We start from the raw sequence: 19,822 nt of genomic DNA, 5'->3' as shown, positions 1-19,822 counted from the left end.
AATTTAACCGAAAAATTGAGTTTCGAGTAGGCTGTATGAATATCGGAGTTTTAAAAGAAGCTAAGGAAGAAACTAGAGTAGCGGTAACGCCAGACGTAGTTGATGCCTTTAAAAAAATCGGTGCTTCTGTTATCATCGAGAAAGGCGCTGGAGAAGGATCTTTTTTCTCTGACGAAGATTATAAAAAAGCCGGGGCGACGATTCAATCTCGCGCGGACGTTCTGAAAAAATCCGACATAGTAGTGAGCATTCACTTAGCGGATGGAGCTAGCTTATCTAAGATTAAAAAGGGAGCTTTCTATTTAGGAATGTTCCAACCTGCAGTTAATCCTCAGGTAATCAAAAAGCTTGCCGCGGGGAAAGTTACAGTATTGAGTTTAGATGCGATCGCTCGTATCACTCGTGCTCAGTCTATGGACGTTCTTTCATCCCAAGCAACTGTTGCTGGATACAAAGCTGTTCTTATTGCTTCCACTCATTTAACCAGATTTTTCCCAATGTTAACTACCGCAGCAGGAACAATAACTCCAGCTTCTGTACTTATTATTGGTGCTGGTGTTGCAGGTTTACAAGCAATTGCAAGTTCCAGAAGATTAGGTGCAGTAGTAGACGTATTTGATACACGCCCTGAAGTAAAAGAGCAAGTTCAATCTCTTGGCGCTAAATTCGTTGAAGTCGAAGGTGCAACTCACTCCGCAGCAGCGGGCGGTTACGCTGTAGAACAAACTGAAGAGTATAAAAAACGCCAGCAAGAAGCGATCGAAAAATTCGCAGCTAAAGCGGACGTGATCATTACTACAGCTTTGATCCCAGGAAGAAAAGCTCCTATCATTATCACTAAAAAGATCGTAGATAAAATGAAAGCTGGATCCGTAGTAGTGGACCTTGCTTCTCCAAACGGAGGAAACTGTGAGTACACTCAACATGGTAAGGTTGTATTAACTAAAAACGGAGTTTCCGTAGTTGGTCACCAAAACCTGGCAGGTTCTCTTCCTTCAGATGCTTCTAGAATGTTCGCTAAGAACGTTTTAAATTATCTGAAACTACTAGTTAAAGAGAAGAAGGTTAACTTTGACTTGAATGACGAAGTTATCGCTTCTACGACGATCACTCACGAAGGAGAGATCCGTCACAAACTTACTTTGGATGCCTTAGGTGGTTCCAAACAAGAAGGGAAGAAGCCAACGGCCAAGAAAAAGGCCTAAGGTCCCGAAACAGGTTCCTATCAACCACCCTCCGAGCACATCGGAGGGAAAATGATGCAGAGATAATAATCTACCGATCCCTGCCAAAAGACTTAGCACCAAAAACCATTCCGGAAAACTGAACAAGAACACTAAGATCAATGCTGCTGTCATCGAGTTAGATGCATGAGCAGAAGGAAATGAATGTTTCATGTCCGGGTTTTGATCTACTTTTCCCGCTACAGTCACTAACGGTCTCTTACGAGCGATTAACTTTTTTAATACTAAAACAAAACGATCATTTGCATAGGCAACAAGCCCTGCATAAGGAATTACAATCCACCAAGGATACGGAAGGCTTCCTTGCCATGCAGCATATGCAAGATAAGGAAGAATAAGAACTAACATTATCTCTCCACGGTTGATCCTGGAGAGAGTTCGGTTTAGAAGAGGCGTATGAATTTTTTCGCGAATAAACATCGCGATCGCATAATCGATTCTTTCGAAAGCGGATAATTTTTCCAATGTGTTCTTATCCAAGTAAGGATTTCCGTAAAATGGAGATTAGATCGGATCTGGAAACAGAAGATTGTTCTCCTGAGACGATATCTTTTAACTGAACCTTGTTTTCGGATAGTTCGGATTCTCCTAAGAAGATCAAGAAACGATATCCCTTTTTTTCCGCCGTCTGGATTTGTTTGCCGAGTTTTGCAGGCTCGAGCATTGTTTCCACTCCGATTCCTTCTTTCCTTAGCTCTTCTGCTAATTTCAAAACTTCAGGAAAAACTTTATCTTCCATCAAAGGAATTAAAACGGCATTTTTAGAATTTAGATCTTTTGGAACGAGTCCATGTCCTTCTAAAAAGTTTTTGAAGGTCACATCACCCAATCCAAAACCGATCCCTGAAAGTTGTTCATTGGAGAAGAGTCCGATCAAGTTGTCGTATCTTCCTCCGCCGTATAAGGATCGTCTGTTTTCAGGATTGGTATCGAATACTTCGAAAATACAACCTGTGTAATAATCAAAACCACGAATGATAGAGGGATCAAATTCCAATTGGTCTTTGATTCCCAAAGAAGCCAGATCCGAAAATAAGTTTCGAATAAATTCAACGGAAGAAGGATCTATACCTTCTAAATCTCCAATTGTCTGGAGATTTGTTTCTAAGTATCTATAAATAAGATTTAATTGTTTATCAGGATTAGAAAGCAGAGGTTTGATCTCTTCTTCAAAAGTTTCTTTACTGATTTTGGATTTTTTATCTAAAAGTTTGGAAACGGAATGCGCTTTTTCAGGAGCTAAAGCCAAAGTTTGATTCAAAAATGAATCCAAAATTCCTCTATGAGAAACTTTGATTTGGTAACTTCCTTTAGGAGCTTTAAAATTTTCTAAAATTGCATTAGCGATCAGAATGATCTCTACTTCTGCTCTATAAGAATTTACTCCGAATAGGTCCACATTGAGTTGCCAATGTTCCCTAAGACGTCCTTTGCCAGGTTGTTCATATCTCCATAAGTTTGGGACGGAAAACCAGCGGATTGGTTTGGCAAGATTTCTAACTTCTCCTGCTACCATTCTTGCTAGAGTTGGAGTCATTTCAGGGCGGATCGCTACATGACGATCTCCCTTGTCTGTAAAGTTATAGAGTTGTCGTTGGACGATCTCTTCTCCGCTTTTTGCGAGATAGAGTTCAAAAGATTCTAGGATAGGGCCGTCGTATTCTTCATAACCGAAAGATTGTACAGTCTTCCTCATTACGGAAAACATCCAATTTCGGAATCTCATTTCTTCCGGATAAAAATCTCTCGTCCCCTTGTATGGGGCTGTGGGTAAAAAGGCTTTCTGTTTTTCCAAATCTCTTAGACGCTCTTAATGAAGCTTAAATTCTTCTTTAATAGAGTCATATTCGTCTTGGCATCGTTGGAGCCAACTATTTCTGCACCTACCAGGTAAATTTCCCCGATCTGAGAAATATGTCGGATTTTAAATGCGAATCTCAATGGAGCTTGCATCTTGAAAGTTATATCCGCAGTAAAGAAAGGTTTATGCAGAAAAGATTCGACTAGCTGGGATTCGGTTACTTCTAAAAGAATTCCTCCTTCAGAAGCGTTGATCACGTTTTGACGGATATCAACATCCAGAGTATTGGAGTCTTCTATCCTTTCATTAAACACATCTTCCAACTCTGCGTATTTTTTCAGAATAGCAGGATCTAAAATTCTATCCTTAGTCTCCGCATAACCTAAAGCAACGAGCTTTGAGCCGGAAGGGTCTTTGTAATAGATAGGATAGATTGCAAAGGATTGGATTTTCCCTGAACGATAAACTTTGGTTCTGTCTTCCAGGATCATCTCTTCTTCTAATTCTTGTTTTAGATCTAGAATATTGAAATCACCTGCTTCTTCTTGCGAAAGTGGATCCATATTGATCGCATCTTTTACAAAGATGGTTTTACCTGTACGTTTGGCTAAGTCTTGTTCGAAGCTAAGTTCTTTTCCTGTGGGAAATACTAATCGGGAATAAGGGAACTCTGATAATATATTCTTGTGCAAGTCTGTAAGTAAGATTTGGCCGGAAGTTCCCAGGACTTTAGTTGAATCCTGTTCTTTCTTAAGCATATGAAATCTATGTGCTACTACTTTGCCTTGTAAGCCTTCTATTCTTGGAAGAATGCGGCCGTCTTTTGCGATCCTTACGTATTCAGGAGAACAAATCACTACTCCATCTTCATGATTTACTGAATCCACTCTAAAGCCGATTTCCATATGTTTACTTAAGGTTTTGTAAACTGTGATCTCACCTTCTTCGCTTATAGATTCCGGATCGATCCTAAGAAAAATTTTCCCTTCAGGAGTAGTTTGTAAGATTTGTAATTCTTGTTTTAGAGGATTTTCTTTCAGAAAGAGTCCGTTGTTATGTACGTACTCTTTCAGAATATAACCTACTTTTTGAGGATCCTTGATAGTATCCCATATTCTTGGTGATTGTAGGTAAGATCGGTACTCGACTTCCATCTGCTCTCCTTTATAGCTTGCGGAAGTCGACCCTCCTGTTTTTAGCTCTTCCGTCTTCGGTAGAGTTGTCTTCGTCAGGTCTGGAATACCAATAAGCTCTGGTTTTTAACCTAGAAGCTTGGATCCCTTTGCTACGAACGTAGTCAAAAACTTTCCGCGCTCTGTTCCCGCTTAAGCGAGTATTATATTCTTTGGAGGCTATATTATCTGTATGGCCCCCAATCTCTATTTTATCGGACGGATTCTTCTTGAGATAGTCCACAATCAGATCGAGTTGTTTACGATGTGCGTCAGTTACTTCGGTCTTATTGAATTCAAAATAGAGTTTAGTACCTAAAACAACTGGGACTTCCGAATCTTTCCTTAAAGCGATAGAAATTGTAGAGCCGGGTTTAATATCTTTCTTCAAGATATTAACACTTTCGGAAATATATTTCTCAGCCTTTGCAAAGATTTCAAAATCAGTGTCGGGGATCAACTCGATATGGAAATTTTTTGACAAACTGTTGTATTTTAAGATTTCTCCCTGTCTATTCTTAGGAGTAAAAACTGTAGCGGTCGCTCCAGCAATTGGCTCTTTAGTAGTAGCATCTACAACTACCACATTAAGTCCCTTACCTTTATCTCCATCGCCTGTGTTAACGATCTTACCTTTTTCTTCATCTTTGATAGGAAGAAGTACATAAGTTTTATAAACTTTCTTATTTCTTTCTACGTTTCCACGTAAGTCGAGCTTGTCCTCAGTGGGATAAAATCCTGGAGAAGAAATTTCTACCTTATATAATCTTCCCGTTTTCAAGACAGTTTTAAAGTTAGTCGGGTTTCCTTTAGAAAGATCTCCACCTATTCTTTTGGAGGTAATTGTGCGAGAAGAGCCTACACTATCCGAAATTTTGATCGTTGCATCCAAACCAATCATTGTGGCCTCGGAGCCATCTAAGACTATTCCTTGGAAGGATACATCGTAGGAGTTCCTCAGATTTTCAGGGACCTGGTATCTATAAATATCATACTGGCCCTGTCCTCCATTTCGGTTGGAAGAAATATAAGCCCAAAGACCTTCATGATCGAAAGAAATCCCTTCTGAGTCTATTCCTTCGGAAGCATCTAAATTGAATGGATGAGGTAGCTTTTCCAAACTTCCTGTTTCTGGAACTGGATGAGGAAGATTTGTTTTAGAAACTGTAAGTTTATCTTCCGCATCTTCTATGTCTGAGTTTCCTGGAAGATTTAAGAAGCTGCGATATAATGAAAACTTTTTGCGATCATTCTCTCTGTTAGAAGAGAAGTATAATTGTTCTCCATCCGGATGAACATAAGGAAGAATTTCACTGGCCTTGGAATTGATCTCAGATCCAAGATTAATCGGACTGGACCAAACACCTGTAGGAACAGTTCTGTAACTTACCCAAAGATCATATTCTCCATATCCACCTGGACGATCAGAAGAAAAGATCAGAAATTTTCCATCCGGAGAAATAGAAGGCATCTTTTCGTTAAAATTGGAATTGATCTCAGAGATACCGATCAAGTCACTCCAACGTCTTGTTTTTTCGTCTCTTTTAGTATAATAAATATCTAATGCGTCAAAACCTTCTCTATCCGCTTTTACATTTCGGACAGAAGTTAGAAAAATTTCCTCAGGGTTTCCAAATTCATCGAATCGAATAGAAATCCCACCTTCGTACTTATCAGTATTGAATAGTTTGGATTTTTTTTCTCCGGAAGGAAGTTCCTTTTTATTTTGTTCCCATATGTCTTGGTTCAGGTTGACCGGTTTCTTCCAATCTGCTTCCCCATCTCTTTTTTTGTAGTTAGCGTTCTCGGAGAGCCAGATATCCATCTCCCCTTCTCCGCCAGGACGATTGGATTGAAAGATCAAATATCTTCCGTCAGGACTGATGATAGGATTGTATTCTACGTTTTGTGTATTTAAAGGAGATCCAAAATTTCTTTCCAAAAGTGTAGGGACAGGTTGTGCGGATCCATCCCAGGAAAATAAAAAAAATAGAAGAGTTCCGGCAAGGACGGAGCTAAGAAAGTGATTTCGTTTTAGAACGAGTCCTTTTCCTTGATTGTAAAAAAACATCTTGTAATTAGTATCGGAACAAAGACCCCAAGTATCAAGATGGAAACTAAGATGGAATCCGACCTGCCGAATCGAAACCAGGAAGAAATTTTCCCTCCAAAACCGATCCTATTCGGGGTTTTGAACATAACTAGTGACTCTTTTTCGGATGGGGGAAAATACCTCCGCGAGGACCTGGCCTTAGCTAAGGCAAAATCCCTAATAGAAGAAGGCGCTGACGTCATAGATATCGGGGCTCAATCTTCCAATATAAAAGCGGAGCCCATTTCAGAAGATATTGAGTGGGACCGAATGAAGGAGATTATTTCCGAGCTCAAAAAGGAAAAGGTTGCAATCTCCATTGATACATTCCGTCCCTACGTCATACGAAAGGCATTAGAAGCAGATGTAGATTATATCAATAATATCAGAGGTTTTGTAGATCCTGAAAGTTTGGATTTGCTAAAAGTTGCAAACAATAAGTCTACAAAGTTTGTGGCGATGTTTTCTCAGGATCATTCTATCAAGGCTTCTGAGTTTTCAGATCTGAAACCAGAAAATGTTGTGCCTCTTGCATTAGAGTTTTTTAGAGAAAGAACAAAAACTTTTGAAAGTTTAGGATTAGCAGATCGTTTGATCTTAGATCCTGGTATGGGATTTTTTTTAAGCCCTGATTATAAGGTAAGTTTTGCGATTCTTTCTAAGATCACTGAAATTCTTTCTGAGTTTCCGAATCTAATGGTTTCGGTTACTAAAAAATCTTTTTTAGGAAATGCTTTAGGCGGTTTGCCAGTAGAAGATAGAATTGTTCCGACTGCGATCTCGGAAACATATCTTTGGTCCAAAGGAGTTCGGATGATCAGAACTCATTCCCCTAAGTCCTTTCTATTAGCTATGAAAACCTGGGAAATGTCTCACGGAGTTTATAGTCCGCAACGCGGGCTTCAGGGGCCTGGACCTTTTGGGACAAGCTCTTATCGTCCGTAACGAATTCTATCTATTGTTTCTTTTCCTTCCGGAGTTAGAGTAGGAAAAAATTCCTCTTCAGTGAATTGTAATCCTTTGGATTTCAATTTTCTAAAATAAGGAAGAAGTGGAGAAACATCTGCTTTAGGATTTTTGGAAAGTAAAGAAAGTTTCCATAATTCTAAAAATACTAAAGATTCTTTTTCGGATTCGGGTGCTTTATTAAGCCAATCCAATGCTTCTGAATATCTTCTCTTCTCACAATAAGCATGAGCGATATAATATTCTAATTCTGGAATTCTTTCTCCGGTTCCACTCAAGCTAAGTCCAAAAACCAAAACATCGTCCCATTTTTCTAAGATATGGGCCATCTTTAACATTAGGCCTCTTGCATTCTTGTGAAATGGACTTTGTTGTAAGATCTTTTCCAAATAATAATAACTTTTAGACCATTCTTGTTTAGAGAAAAAGTATTCTGCCAAACCTTCCCATGCATAAACTTCCTGGCCTGGAATTGTAGAAAGTGCATCTCTAAAGATCACAAGCTCTTCTTCTCTTTGCGCTTCTATTAAAAGATTTTCGAACTTTTTACGCTCAATAGTAGGTGATTGTTTTAGGAATGTTTCCAGAAATTTTTTGGCTTCTGAAATATCTTCTACTAGATAATATAAACGTAATAGATTAAGTGCAGGAACAGGATTATTAGGTAGAAGTTTTTGTGAGCTTAAAAACTCGTCTTCTGCATCATCAATAAGAGAGAATCTTACAAATAAAATTCCCACATTATTTTTGTCTGGGGCAAGGATTGCTTTTCCTCTATGAGTTTTAGCTTCCCAAGGACTTTTTACAGAATCAACCTTCTCCCTTGTATAATCTGTTGCAGGAAGATATAGAAACATAGGATCGTTTTCGATCAATTCGTTGTTTCTGACTGGATATAAACAAGAGAAGAATAGAAGGAATGGTAAAAGAAAAAGATTAACCGATTTCAGAAGTGGGATTTTCCTGTAGGTTTTTCTGCGCATATAATAAATACTTTAAGGCCCGCTCTGTATCTCCATGAAACAAATACATAAGAGAAAGATCAAGCGCGTCCTGAGCTTCCGGAGCCTCGAAATCCTGAGGACTTTCTTTGGAGAGAGTGAGCTTATTCTTAAATTCATCCAATTTTTTTCGGGTTAAAACTTCCAAATTATCAAAGAACACTTTTTCTTCCGGTTTAGGCTTTTGTTTGGCTTCTTTGATAGAATCATTAAACTGCACGAACCCTTGAGCGGTTGTAGTTACCTTTTTAAGAGTTTCGAATGATTGTTTATAATTTCCAAGTTTAACATGGATCTCCGTCATCAGGATTTCCATTCTAGGATCATTTGGATTGATCTGGATTGCTATGTTAGCAGCTGCTAATGCTTGTTCCCATTTTTCAGTATCAAAGTAAATGGTAGCGAGTGCAGCATAGGCGGTTTTATTTTTAGGATCTAACTTGATTGCATTCTTTAGATAAAGCTCTGATTTATCAGGGCGATCTAATTGTTTATAACAATAAGCAAGAAGAAGATGAGAGTTCAGATATTTTTTATTCAGTTCAAGAGAACTTTTGAGCGCCTTAACTGCAGCATCTAAACTTCCGAGTCGATATAGCTCCACTCCAAGATTATAATAAAGTTCAGTAGTTTTTCCGAGTTCGAGTGCCTTCTGATAGGTCTTGATTGCATTTTCAGAGTCGCCCGTACGAGAGTAAAGTGCACCAAGGTTTAGGTATGCCTTTTGAAACTTTGGATTCATTCCCAAAATTTCAGAATATATCTTGGCCGCCTGGGAGATTTTCCCTTCTTTTTCGAGTTTTAAAGCCTCGTTGAACTTTCGTTTGATATCGGCCTCGGTCATATCCGGAATATCGACTAAAATTCCCCAGAAAACAACCTGAAAAAAACTTCAGGTAAAATGTAAAAACCTCCGAAAATATAACATAGAAAGTCAGAGGTCCGAAATGAAACAGATAGCCGCTATCTTCGCATTGATAACTGTTACCGCTTGCGCTTCTTCAGAAACGAGAAGAAGTATCAGCGCGTCGGGAGATCCTTCCGAAATATTTTTTGAAAAAGAAATCGTTCCTATGGACCAAGAGTCCAAAAGAGATTTGGTTCTGGCTAAGAACTCTTCCGCTTCCAGAGGATTGGATGATCTTCTTGCGGATAATAAACCAGTAAAAGCCACTACTCCTTCCAGACAACAATCAGGATCCAATGGAGACTTCGACGAGGTCGGATACTCTTCTTGGTATGGTCCTAAATTTCACGGTAAGCCAACAGCTAGTGGAGAAATTTTCGATAAAACAAAACTGACTGCTGCTCACCCAAGCCTTCCTTTAGGTTCAGTGGTTCGAGTTAAAAATCTGGAAAACGATAAAGAAGTTTTAGTAAAAGTAAATGACCGTGGACCTTTCGTAAAAGATAGGATCATCGATCTTTCTGAAAAAGCAGCGGAGAACTTGGAATTCAAAGATGTAGGAATTGCAAGAGTTGGCCTCACTGTAGTTAGCAAAGGTGGCGCGGCTGGAGAGTCAGAAGACATGGAAGGTTTAGAAGACGAAGAAGCTCTTCTAAAAGAGAACAAACCAGAAAGACTTACTCCTAAAAAAGCTGTAACTCCTGCTCCATTAGTGAAGGGAGCTCCCAAAGGACAAACAGTCCAAGTTGGAGTTTTCAGAAACAGCAGACTTGCAGAAGACTACAGAAAAAATCTTTCTGCTGAATATGGTGAGAAAGTATATCTTTTCGAAAGAGATGGTATGTTCGTTCTTCAGATGGGCGATTTTATGGATCGCACAAAAGCGGACCTTCTAAAATCCAAATTGAAAGAAGACGGAGTGGATTGTTTTATCCCTAAAAAATAAAACTATCATTCGGTCTCTGAAAGAAAAAGCCTCCTTGATCGGAGGCTTTTTTATTTAATTCCTATGAGCCCTGCAACCTTTTACTTTCATTCTGCTAGCACAGACTGCTTTAGATAATTGAACATATCCCGGAAGGCAGGTTCCTGTTCCTTGTCCACAGGCAGGATCGACTATTAATAACAACGCAAAACAATTATCGTAATTTTTCAAATCTTCCGCGCAAAGATCTTCATGATTTACTAAAAGCCCACAATCTGAAAATGAATAGAGTAGAATTGCTGAATAACAAATTAAAAAAAAGGCCTTTATTTTCGATTTCATAAACCCTCGGCCGCAAAAGCGGCTAACGAATATAGTCCAAAGGATTTGGAAGAAAGTCAGTTTGTCAAAAAAAATCTTTCTTAAATTTAGATCCCGCCACCGTGGATGAACTCGTTTAGTTCATCGTCTTCGTTTTTGGTGGCAGATTTTTTCTCTTTGATATTGGATTTTGCGTAGAGTTCGTTCACTTCTTTTTGTAGGGTATCTATCTTTTCGACTAGAATAGAGAAAACTCTTGCGACAGGATCCGGAAGTTCTCCATGATCCAGCATTCTTTCTCCTTCTTTTCCAAAATCTACTTTGGAACGGACCACTTTTCCTGGAACACCTACAACCGTACAATCTGCAGGAACATCTCTAAGTACTACGGAACCTGCACCGATCCTAACATTATTTTCGATAATAATGTTTCCTAAAATTTTTGCTCCTGCACCAACTACTACATTCTCTTTTAAGGTGGGATGTCTTTTGCCGCTTTCTTTACCTGTTCCACCCAAGGTCACACCTTGTAGGATCAAACATCCTTTTGCTACTTCAGCGGTTTCTCCTATAACAACACCTTGGCCATGGTCTATAAAGATCCCTGGTTCAATTTTTGCTCCCGGGTGAATGTCTATCCCAGTCAAAAATCGAGCGAATGTATTGATAATCCTAGGAAAGAGTGGAACTTTGATCTGATATAAAAAGTGGGCCAGGGAATGGAACCAAAGCGCATGTAAACCCGGATAACACAGAATAACTTCCAAATAGGACTTGGCTGCCGGATCGTTTTTTTTAATTGCTTTGATGTTTTCGAACAAATGTTTATCCCGGTTCTTCATATAGACGGTCGATAGAAGAATAATGTTGTATTTAGTTATGAATAAACCTGAAACCATATGTTGGTATGTAAAGGAGGAATCATTTTGAGAGATTACTTAAGTCGGAATCTAAAGGAAAACGGTCTAAAAAATTGAACAGATCGTCTTACGGATGGAACGTACTTCTTTTCGTTCTGACTTTTTTTACCTTAACCTTTCAGGATGATATATTCAGGCTTCCTTATCTAAACTTCGCAACAATCTTTGAGATCTTTCGGATCAGAATTCCTTATTCATTCTCTCTTCTTGGAATTCTTTTTTGCCATGAGATGGGACATTACTTAGCTGCTAGATATTATGGGATCAAAGCAACTCTTCCTTATTTTTTACCCGTTCCGTTTTCTCCTGTAGGCACGATGGGTGCGGTGATCCGCATAAAAGAGCCAATCAGAAATAAAATCCAATTATTCGATATTGGGATTTGGGGACCTGCAATGAGTCTGGTACTTTCTATTCCTTGTATCGTGATTGGATTATATAATTCTCAATTAGTTTCTCTCGCGGAAAGAACTGCAATACTACAAGCTCATCCTGGTCTCATGGACATTCATTTTGGTGATAGTCTTTTTACTTATATGTTGTCTCAGAAAATTTTAGGTCCTTTTGATCCTTCACTATTTACAGTGGAATACAATCCTCTGGCATTTGCCGGATGGGTAGGATTACTAATTACAGCATTAAATCTTTTGCCTTTTGGTCAATTAGATGGAGGTCATGTTGTTTATTCATTAGTAGGAGAAAGTTATAGAAAGTGGATCTACTATTTGTTTTCCGCATTTCTTTTTCTTTCTCTTTGGAATTATTCGTGGATCTTATGGGGATTACTCATCTATTACTTTATCAGAGTAGAACATCCTTTTGTCCCGGATGCTTCTTATTCAATTGGCAAATTTAGAAAGATATTTGGTTGGGGTATGTTATTATCCTTCCTACTTATTTTTCCTATCTCTCCGATCACTGTTGTATCCTCTTCTGGAGCCAAGAGCAGTTTAGGAGAAGATCTCTGGAATATTCTACTCGAAGTATTTTCAAAATGAGAAAACTGATCATAAAAATTTTCATCCTATTCCTTTTACTAATCTCTCTTTCTATCCATTCGCAAGAAGAAGGTGACGTAGACATTCAATTGACAGAGAGTCCTTATGGTCTTTCTTACGACGGAACAAATTTTTGGTTTGCTGATAGTAAAAGAAGAGCGATCATTCGTGTGGATCCAAGTGGGAGACAAGAAGCTTTCAATTTAGGAATTCCATTCATTGCAGGGTTAAACTTCGATCCAAGAGAAGGTAAACTTTTCGTAGCGAGCAAAAGAGTCGTTTTGAAAGTAGAACCGAATACCGGCGGAGTTACTGAAAGAATACAGGTCCCAATCGATAAAATAGGTGGGATCGCGAACTTTCAAAATTATCTATATATCCTGGATTCTGATACAGGAAAGGTTTCTGTATATGATAAGGGAACCCAAAGTTTTTTTGGTGGCTTCTTAACGGATAGATCTGAGCCAAAAGATATTTGTTTTGCAAGAGATAGTCTTTGGATCACAGATTCTTCTGATGGAAATGTATATAGATATGATCCTACTAGCGGAAAGATCACAGGATCGATTCGTTCACCATCAAAAGATATTCGCGGTATTGCGATTTTAGGAAGTAGGATCTACGTTGTAGATAGAACTACTAGAGAAGTCAAAAAAATCTCCTTTGTAGAAACGGATCGTTTCCTTGCTTCTGGAGAAGCAACATATCTAATCAATGTAAAGATCAAGTATTCTTTGGATGAAGCTACATTAGTCGGAGGAATGCTTGGACTTTTACCTCCTCCTACAACAGAACACCAAAGGATACGAAATCTAAAAACTAAGGACCCTAAATTTAAAGGGGACATGGTAATGGGTGTTCGTGCTCTTTCTAAAAAGTTGGGAATAGACGATCCAAAAGGTCCTCAAACCTTAGAATATCATTTCGAAGCAAGAACAACTAACGTCAGATATTACGTCCTGGACGATTTTTTAAAGAAGAAGGAAGAGATTCCAACTGACTTAGGTGCATTCACTAAAAATCGAGTCTCAGTAAAAGAGAAGGCAGGGAATTTTTTCATAGATAAAATTTTCGACGCGAGATTATTCCGTTCTGATTGGGATGGTTTGAAAAAGTCTCTTCTGGATTCAGGTATGCCTGTCCGACCAGTGAAAAGTTTGGTATTCTCTGGAAATTCGAGTCCTTCTTTCAAAGATACTCTGGATATTTATATTCCTAGTTTCGGTTGGGTGCCTCTTGCAAGTGTAAAAGCGGAGAAGATTGAATCTTCTCGTGCTTATCAAAAATCAGAAGATATGGTGGATCTGTTCCGCAGCGAAGCTTGGGCCGCTTTACCTTCTCCTATTTTATTCAAGGCAAAAGATTCTGAAATTTGGAAACCTCTTCCTGCGGAAATAGAAGTTACACTTCTTCCTAAAGGAACGGATCTTTCTTCTAACTAAAAGATTCTTGTTGGGAAACAAAATATCTTTTATAAGCAACAATGCCGAGTGTGATCGCTCTTCCTAACATATAGGAAGAGAGAGAAAACCAAAGTATATGGTTATTGTTTTGGATCTTTCCCCAGTAAGCGATCGGAAAGAAGAATACGATCGAGCTAATGATCATCGAATTTCGGAGGATTTTTCCTTCTGAAATTCCTAAGAAGAAACCATCGAATATGAATGCAAAGGATCCAAAGATGAGAACTGGAGCGATCCAATAACCGTATTCTTTTGCAAGTGCAACTACAGATTTGGATTTGCTAAACAATTCGAATAAAATCTCGGAAGGGAGAAGGATCAAAATACAAAAGAGTAAAGAGATCCCGAGCCCAGAAACGATTGCCATTTTTAGGATCTTTCTTAGGCCTTCTAAGTTATTATTTCCTTTTAGATTTCCTGCAACTGTTTCCATAGCGATTGCTGCGCCATCTATCCAAAATGCACCGATCAAAATCAATTGATGAAGGATTGCATTTGCAGCTAATGTTTCAGAACCCAAACCTGAACTGTAATTTCTAAATAAACTGAATGTAGTGATCAGAAGTAAGGTCCGGATCATTATATCTGAATTCAAAGATAGAAGAGAAATATATCCTTTCAGGGAGAAGATTTGGATCTTATGATAAACATGGAAGAAACGTTCCTTCTCCTTTAATAATAAAATAAGGAAGAATGCAAACATCAGATATTGACTGATAGAAGTTGCAATCCCTGCTCCATAAGCTTTCCAATCCAAAAATAGAATGAACCAAATATTCAATCCTATATTGACTAAATTTGCAATGACTGTCGCAACTAAAACAGTGGCACTTTTGGATCTTCCTAAAAACCAACCAGTAAGAACAAAATTGCAAAGAGTTGCAGGTGCGCTGATGATCCTGGATTTGAAATATTCTCCTCCTGCGGATTTTACCTCCTTCTCTCCTTCTAAAACGGAAAATCCGAATTCTTCTAAATAAGTTTTAGTAACTAGGATCAAAACACCGACCCCAAGTCCGAGTAATAAAGATCTTAATAATATCTGAAAAGATTCTTTATTATCTTCGTTTCCCTCTGCCTGGGCAGTAAGACCTGTGGTGCTCATTCTTAGGAATGAAAATCCCCAAAACAGATAATCGAATAATACGTTGGAGAGAGCAACTCCAGCTACATATGTATGGGATTCTAATTGGCCGAGTACTGCAACGTCAGCAAAGCTTGTAAGAGGAACAGTTAAGTTTGCGACTATATTAAAGAATGTAAGAGTGAGAAATTTTTTTTCCAAAAGAGGACTCAGGTGCTCGGTCGTTTCTTATCTTCTATACTTTGGAAAACATTGCAGGCAACCAAGTCTCCTGTTACGTTCACAGTGGTTCTGCACATGTCCAAAATACGGTCCACTCCCAAGATAATACCGATCCCTTCTGTAGGAACGCCTACACCTGCTAAAATAGATGCGAGAATTACTATACCAAGTCCTGGAGTACTTGGAGTTCCGATAGAAGCTACCACAGTTGCAATGAGAACGAATGCAAGATTGGTAGTTGTTAATTCTATTCCATACACTTGGGCTAAAAATACGGTGGCAACCGCTTGGTAAAGAGCAGTCCCATCCATATTGACCGTAGCTCCTAATGGCAAAATGAACTCTGCGATTTTTCGAGAAACTCCCATCTTCTCTATTCCTGTCTTTAAAGAAAAAGGAAGAACTGCTGCAGAACTAGAAGTGGAGAATGCGAGAAGTTGTACTTCTCCCGCTTGTTTAAAGAACCAAACAGGGCTCTTTCTTGCTACAAGCATAAGTATGATCGAATACATAATCAGTACTAAGACTAAGCCACCTAGCACAGTGAAAAAGTACACTCCAAGACTTAATAAAACTTTGAGTCCTATCTTTGCAGTGATCTGAGCTATGAGTCCGAAAACTGCGAAAGGTGCAATCTTCATTGCCCATTGTACGAATACCATACTGGTTTTGAATATCGCTTGTAATACAGGCAGAACATAAGCGGCACTTTGTTGTTCTATTGAAAGAATAGCAATCCCAACCAATAGAGCGAGTAAAACTACTCCTAACATATCTCCATTAGCAAATGTTTGGAATGGATTTCTGGGAATAACGGAAAGTATTAACTCCGGGACCTTCTCCACAGAGACAGTACCTGAGGATTCGGATACTTTATTTGGAACTTGCACTCTTGGAATTCCCGCTGGATCTACAAAACTTCCTGGTTTGATCGTGCTTGCTAAGATGATTCCGATCGATACGGCTAATATTGTGGTAAATACGAAGTATAAGAATGCTTTTAATCCGAAACTTTTCAGATTATCCAGAGTTTCTCCGGCGTGTATCCCTAGAACGATGGAACAAAACACCAAAGGAATCATGATGATTTGCAATAAGATCAGGAAAAAATGACCAGGAAGCCCTAACCAAGAAATGATCGGCTTTGAATATTCTTGGGCTACCAACGAATTTTCAGGACTTAGATATAGGCCTACTAAAAGTCCGGAAACCAAACCTAACAAAACTCTAAACCAGAGTTTCTCTAAAGGAAGAAATCTACGTGCTTTCGGAATGTTTTGGTTCGAGTTAGCGGACATACTCGACAGAATAGGAGTCGCATTCTTATTTTTCTATTGATTTTTCCCTTTTCAAAATGATAGTGAAGGCTTTAGCCGATTTTTTACCCGTTCTGAAGATGTATTCCAGAACCGGTAAACTAAAAATAAAAGATTCGGTTTGAAGTCAGTTTCGATTGTCCGGCATCCGGAATTGCTTGCAGGAGTTTATGGGGTTAAATCCGATTTCTTGGGACCTGGTCCTTTTTAATTATTATTCATTTGGAAGTTTATTGGTCACACTGACCACCATATTCCTCGGGATTTTCTTTCTTACCCTAAAGAATAGGACAATAGCTACCACTCATCTTGGGATTGGCTTTATGCTATTAGGTGTATTCGAGACAGGATACTTCTTAGCAGCATTTCTATATCACCCGATCGCAGCATATCACCGTTGGATGACTGGCGGATTCATTCTATTTGCTCTTGCTCACTTCACCCAATTTTTACTTAGGTTTCCTGGGAACAGCAACCAACGTATAGCGAAATGGGTTTTGATGGCTGAACATTCTGTTTCAGTGATCACCGTAAGTTTGTTTATATACTTCACTTATATTTCAGAGAAGATCTATCACTTCACTGCTCACCATTGGGACTTTAATGCGTTTGATGCAAGCCGCTATCTTGCATTGGTGATTGGAATATTCTCCATCGTAGGTTTTATTATTATACCTACTTGGAGAGTCGTTATCACAAAGGACAAGAGAAGGATCGCTCTTCTCATGTTCACTATTGGATTTTTGATCGCAGCAATTTATCCGAATATCTCGAATATTCTCAGCCGAGACGGAGTGATGGAACGTTCTACGTACATGACTTCGAACGTAATTCTATTCTTAACAGCGTTCTCGTTCTTAGTAATCGCATTCATCAATAATAGTGCCGAACGAACTACCTTCATGGTTAAGATCGTTGGGATCACACTCTTTACGATCTGTTTGATCATGCAGGCTTTAGTTTATATCTCCAGCCAAGAAAAAGACGCAGAATACGATAGTTTGCGTATGGTGAATATAGAAAGAGCTCTGGAAAATGGTGTAAAATCCGGAGATATAGAGTACGCCTTCCATTGGGATGATTCCAAGGAAAGTTTAAATTCTTCCGAATATGATCCTAATAAAGAACTAAATCTTAAAGAGATAGAAGCTGACTTACAAAACGTCACGACTTACGAAGAGATCCGTAATCTAAGAGAAGAAGGATTTAGAAAATCCATAAGTTTGCTTTTGGACCGAACTCATACTTATTTCGGTGGTTATAAACGTTTCATCCAAAAGTTATTGGAAGATAAAAAAGATCTCTCCGATGCAGAACTCAAAAAACTTATCTTAGCAAGTGCAGAGCAATGGAATAAACGAGCTTTCGTTTCTTCGAATAGACTCGAGGCAATTGTAGGAGGATCTTTCTGTAAAAAGGGAAGAGACTTCGTAAATGCTTTAGGAGATTCAGAGTTCGGTTTTAAGGAAGAAATTTTCTCTCATTGGTCAGAAGATTGTCTTTGGGATGGAAAGGATTTAGACCAAGCACAACTTCGTTCTGAAGTTCTAAGATATTTTAGATATTTTAAACCAAGCGAAACCCGCCACTACAGAAGAAGTCAAGATGGAACAGGGCATTATGTTGCCTTTATGAAATTCCAACCTGAAAAACAACAGATGAGTGAGGTTGGGTTCTCTTATAGATTGTATAGAGATTTTATGCACCCAACCGCGGTAAAACAAACCGTGATCTTATTGGCTGTGATCTTTATCGTTCTAGCATTGTTTCCACTCTTCTTCAAAAACAGTTTAGTAGATCCTCTCAATAGCCTTCTTTCCGGGGTGGAGAAGGTAAACAAGGGAGATCTGGACGTGGTGGTCCCAGTTAAGGTCCGAGACGAGATCGGGTTCTTAGCTGACTCATTCAATGCGATGGTGGCTTCTATCAAACAAGCCAGAAGAGAACTACAAGATTATGCAGAAAACCTGGAAGAAAAAGTTCGAGAAAGAACTAGAGAAGTCCAGGAGAAGATGGAGGAAGTCCAACGCCTCAAAGTGCAGCAGGATGGTGACTACTTCTTAACTTCATTATTAGCAAAACCTCTCTTCTATAATGCGAACAAATCCAAATTGGTTTCTACTGATTTTATCATTCGCCAAAAGAAACAATTCGAGTTCAGAGGAAAACATTCCGACCTGGGCGGGGATATCTGTGTAACTGGAAATCTAAGATTAGGACGCCCCGATTCATTCAAACGTTATACAGTTTCTATGAACGGTGATGCAATGGGTAAATCCATGCAAGGTGCCGGTGGTGCCTTGGTGATGGGCGTTGTTATGAACTCCATTCTCGCACGTTCAGCAGCAAACAATAGGATTTTGGATGCAACTCCTGAGCAGTGGTTAACTGAAATTTACGATGAGATCCACGCAGTATTCAAATCGTTCAACGGTTCAATGGTGATCTCCGCTTCTCTCTATTTGATAGAAGATGAAACTGGAGTATGTTGGTATTTTAACGCTGAGCACCCTTACTCTGTATTGTATAGAGATGGAAAGGCAAGTTTTATAGAAGACGGACTAACTCTCAGAAAATTGGGTCTGGATTCAGAATTCGAATTTAAGGTAAGAAGTTTCCAACTTAAAAAAGGTGATATTATCATCCTCGGCTCGGACGGTAGAGATGATGTGGATCTAACTCCTGAAGAGACGATCCGTACTATTAACGAAGACGAAATGTTGTTTCTCCGCCATGTAGAAACTGCAAAAGCAAATCTGGAAGATATTGAAACTGAGATCCGTAAAACCGGAGAACTCACAGATGACCTTTCTCTTCTCAAGATAGAGTTCCAAGGAGAACCTAAAAGCGACGAGATCGAAGAAATTTTCGAATCTTCTGACCATATCGACAAAGCATTAAATACAGATTCCGTTTATGAAGATGCTAAGAAGATGTATAAAACCGGACGTTTGGACGAGGCATTAGAACTTCTGAAAACAGGTTATATGCATGATAGTGCCAACCAAAGATTGAATAAACTTTTGGGACTTCTCAGCTTTAAAGGTAAAGATTATAATACTGCTGTAGAAGTTTTGAATAACTATCTTGGAACAGATCCTGATCTTCATGAGTATTGGTTCTATCTTTCTATTGCAAACAAGAAGATGGGCAAGTATGACCAAGCTCTGACTGCGAGTTTGAAACTTTTGGAAATCGATCCTAATAATATTTCTAATACGATCAATCTATCTGATATCTATCGTTTGATGGAAATGTATGATAGAGCAGAAGAATATGCTCGCAAAGTATTACAAAAAGAACCGGGGAACGAAAACGCTCATAAACTGATTCGTTTGATAGAGAGAGATCGTTGACAGGCGGTTTCTTTCTTAAGTTCTCTTTATGGAT

General features: G+C 38.8%; 16 protein-coding genes. 6 read left to right on the top strand and 10 right to left on the bottom strand.

The features are described from left to right. Nucleotides 1-35: 35 nt before the first annotated feature. A complete protein-coding gene (locus tag CH362_RS01720; RefSeq protein ID WP_100708626.1) occupies nt 36-1,205 on the top strand; it encodes a Re/Si-specific NAD(P)(+) transhydrogenase subunit alpha in 1,170 nt (389 codons plus the stop codon). On the opposite strand, the gene CH362_RS01715 is transcribed toward CH362_RS01720, so the two are convergent. Genes CH362_RS01715 through CH362_RS01700 form a run of 4 tightly spaced genes read right to left on the bottom strand, consistent with a single transcriptional unit; the run spans nt 1,152 to nt 6,288 of the window. Continuing rightward, nucleotides 1,152-1,664, bottom strand: coding sequence for a phosphatase PAP2 family protein (locus CH362_RS01715; protein ID WP_100709229.1), 513 nt, complete (start codon nt 1,662-1,664; stop codon nt 1,152-1,154). The two genes, CH362_RS01720 and CH362_RS01715, sit on opposite strands and share 54 nt — an antisense overlap. A 52-nt stretch (nt 1,665-1,716) precedes the next feature. After that, nucleotides 1,717-3,039 (bottom strand): histidine--tRNA ligase, encoded by a 1,323-nt coding sequence (gene hisS / locus CH362_RS01710; RefSeq protein ID WP_100708625.1) that lies wholly within the window; start codon nt 3,037-3,039, stop codon nt 1,717-1,719. A gap of 5 nt (nt 3,040-3,044) precedes the next feature. Further along, on the bottom strand, nt 3,045-4,199 hold the full coding sequence (locus tag CH362_RS01705) for a DUF1577 domain-containing protein (RefSeq protein WP_100708624.1): 1,155 nt from the start codon (nt 4,197-4,199) through the stop codon (nt 3,045-3,047). A gap of 10 nt (nt 4,200-4,209) precedes the next feature. Continuing rightward, complete coding sequence (locus CH362_RS01700) at nt 4,210-6,288, bottom strand: OmpA family protein (RefSeq protein ID WP_100708623.1); 2,079 nt, start codon at nt 6,286-6,288, stop codon at nt 4,210-4,212. 51 nt (nt 6,289-6,339) lie between these two features. Here CH362_RS01700 and folP point away from each other — a divergent pair, with 51 nt between their 5' ends. Further along, complete coding sequence (gene folP, locus CH362_RS01695; RefSeq protein WP_425269004.1) at nt 6,340-7,254, top strand: dihydropteroate synthase; 915 nt, start codon at nt 6,340-6,342, stop codon at nt 7,252-7,254. Here the strand turns inward: folP and CH362_RS01690 are convergent. Together CH362_RS01690 and CH362_RS01685 are read right to left on the bottom strand one after the other, a co-directional pair. Beyond that, nucleotides 7,242-8,258, bottom strand: coding sequence for a tetratricopeptide repeat protein (locus CH362_RS01690; protein ID WP_100708621.1), 1,017 nt, complete (start codon nt 8,256-8,258; stop codon nt 7,242-7,244). The genes folP and CH362_RS01690 overlap by 13 nt on opposite strands. Further along, complete coding sequence (locus tag CH362_RS01685; protein ID WP_100708620.1) at nt 8,212-9,120, bottom strand: tetratricopeptide repeat protein; 909 nt, start codon at nt 9,118-9,120, stop codon at nt 8,212-8,214. Before CH362_RS01685 ends, CH362_RS01690 begins: the two co-directional genes overlap by 47 nt. Nucleotides 9,121-9,223: 103 nt before the next feature. Between CH362_RS01685 and mpl36 the strand changes: the two genes are divergently transcribed. Next, complete coding sequence (mpl36, locus tag CH362_RS01680) at nt 9,224-10,129, top strand: RlpA family plasminogen-binding lipoprotein MPL36 (protein ID WP_100708619.1); 906 nt, start codon at nt 9,224-9,226, stop codon at nt 10,127-10,129. Nucleotides 10,130-10,183: 54 nt separating this feature from the next. Here mpl36 and CH362_RS01675 read toward each other — a convergent pair whose 3' ends face one another. Both CH362_RS01675 and cysE read right to left on the bottom strand, forming a co-directional pair. Continuing rightward, nucleotides 10,184-10,450, bottom strand: a complete 267-nt coding sequence (locus tag CH362_RS01675) for a hypothetical protein (RefSeq protein ID WP_100708618.1) — start codon at nt 10,448-10,450, stop codon at nt 10,184-10,186. An 86-nt stretch (nt 10,451-10,536) separates the two neighbouring features. Beyond that, the gene (gene cysE, locus CH362_RS01670; RefSeq protein WP_100708617.1) at nt 10,537-11,250 is read right to left on the bottom strand and encodes a serine O-acetyltransferase; all 714 of its coding nucleotides are present in this window, start codon (nt 11,248-11,250) and stop codon (nt 10,537-10,539) included. Between the two features lie 152 nt (nt 11,251-11,402). Between cysE and CH362_RS01665 the strand changes: the two genes are divergently transcribed. Then, nucleotides 11,403-12,347 carry a site-2 protease family protein gene (locus CH362_RS01665; protein ID WP_100708616.1) on the top strand — a complete coding sequence of 315 codons (945 nt, stop codon included), beginning with the start codon at nt 11,403-11,405 and terminating at the stop codon, nt 12,345-12,347. Further along, on the top strand, nt 12,344-13,789 hold the full coding sequence (locus tag CH362_RS01660) for a Vgb family protein (RefSeq protein ID WP_100708615.1): 1,446 nt from the start codon (nt 12,344-12,346) through the stop codon (nt 13,787-13,789). The genes CH362_RS01665 and CH362_RS01660 overlap by 4 nt, the downstream gene beginning before the upstream one ends. On the opposite strand, the gene CH362_RS01655 is transcribed toward CH362_RS01660, so the two are convergent. Both CH362_RS01655 and CH362_RS01650 read right to left on the bottom strand, forming a co-directional pair. Further along, nucleotides 13,782-15,107, bottom strand: a complete 1,326-nt coding sequence (locus CH362_RS01655; RefSeq protein ID WP_100708614.1) for an MATE family efflux transporter — start codon at nt 15,105-15,107, stop codon at nt 13,782-13,784. The genes CH362_RS01660 and CH362_RS01655 overlap by 8 nt on opposite strands. After that, nucleotides 15,104-16,414 (bottom strand): dicarboxylate/amino acid:cation symporter, encoded by a 1,311-nt coding sequence (locus tag CH362_RS01650; RefSeq protein ID WP_100708613.1) that lies wholly within the window; start codon nt 16,412-16,414, stop codon nt 15,104-15,106. Before CH362_RS01650 ends, CH362_RS01655 begins: the two co-directional genes overlap by 4 nt. 188 nt (nt 16,415-16,602) lie before the next feature. Here CH362_RS01650 and CH362_RS01645 point away from each other — a divergent pair, with 188 nt between their 5' ends. Continuing rightward, nucleotides 16,603-19,788: a SpoIIE family protein phosphatase gene (locus CH362_RS01645; protein WP_100708612.1), complete on the top strand. Its 3,186-nt coding sequence runs from the start codon at nt 16,603-16,605 to the stop codon at nt 19,786-19,788. Nucleotides 19,789-19,822 lie beyond the last annotated feature (34 nt).

This window comes from Leptospira saintgironsiae (assembly GCF_002811765.1).
In the GTDB taxonomy this organism is placed as follows: domain Bacteria; phylum Spirochaetota; class Leptospiria; order Leptospirales; family Leptospiraceae; genus Leptospira_B; species Leptospira_B saintgironsiae.
This window is presented reverse-complemented; position numbering and strand designations above follow the sequence as displayed.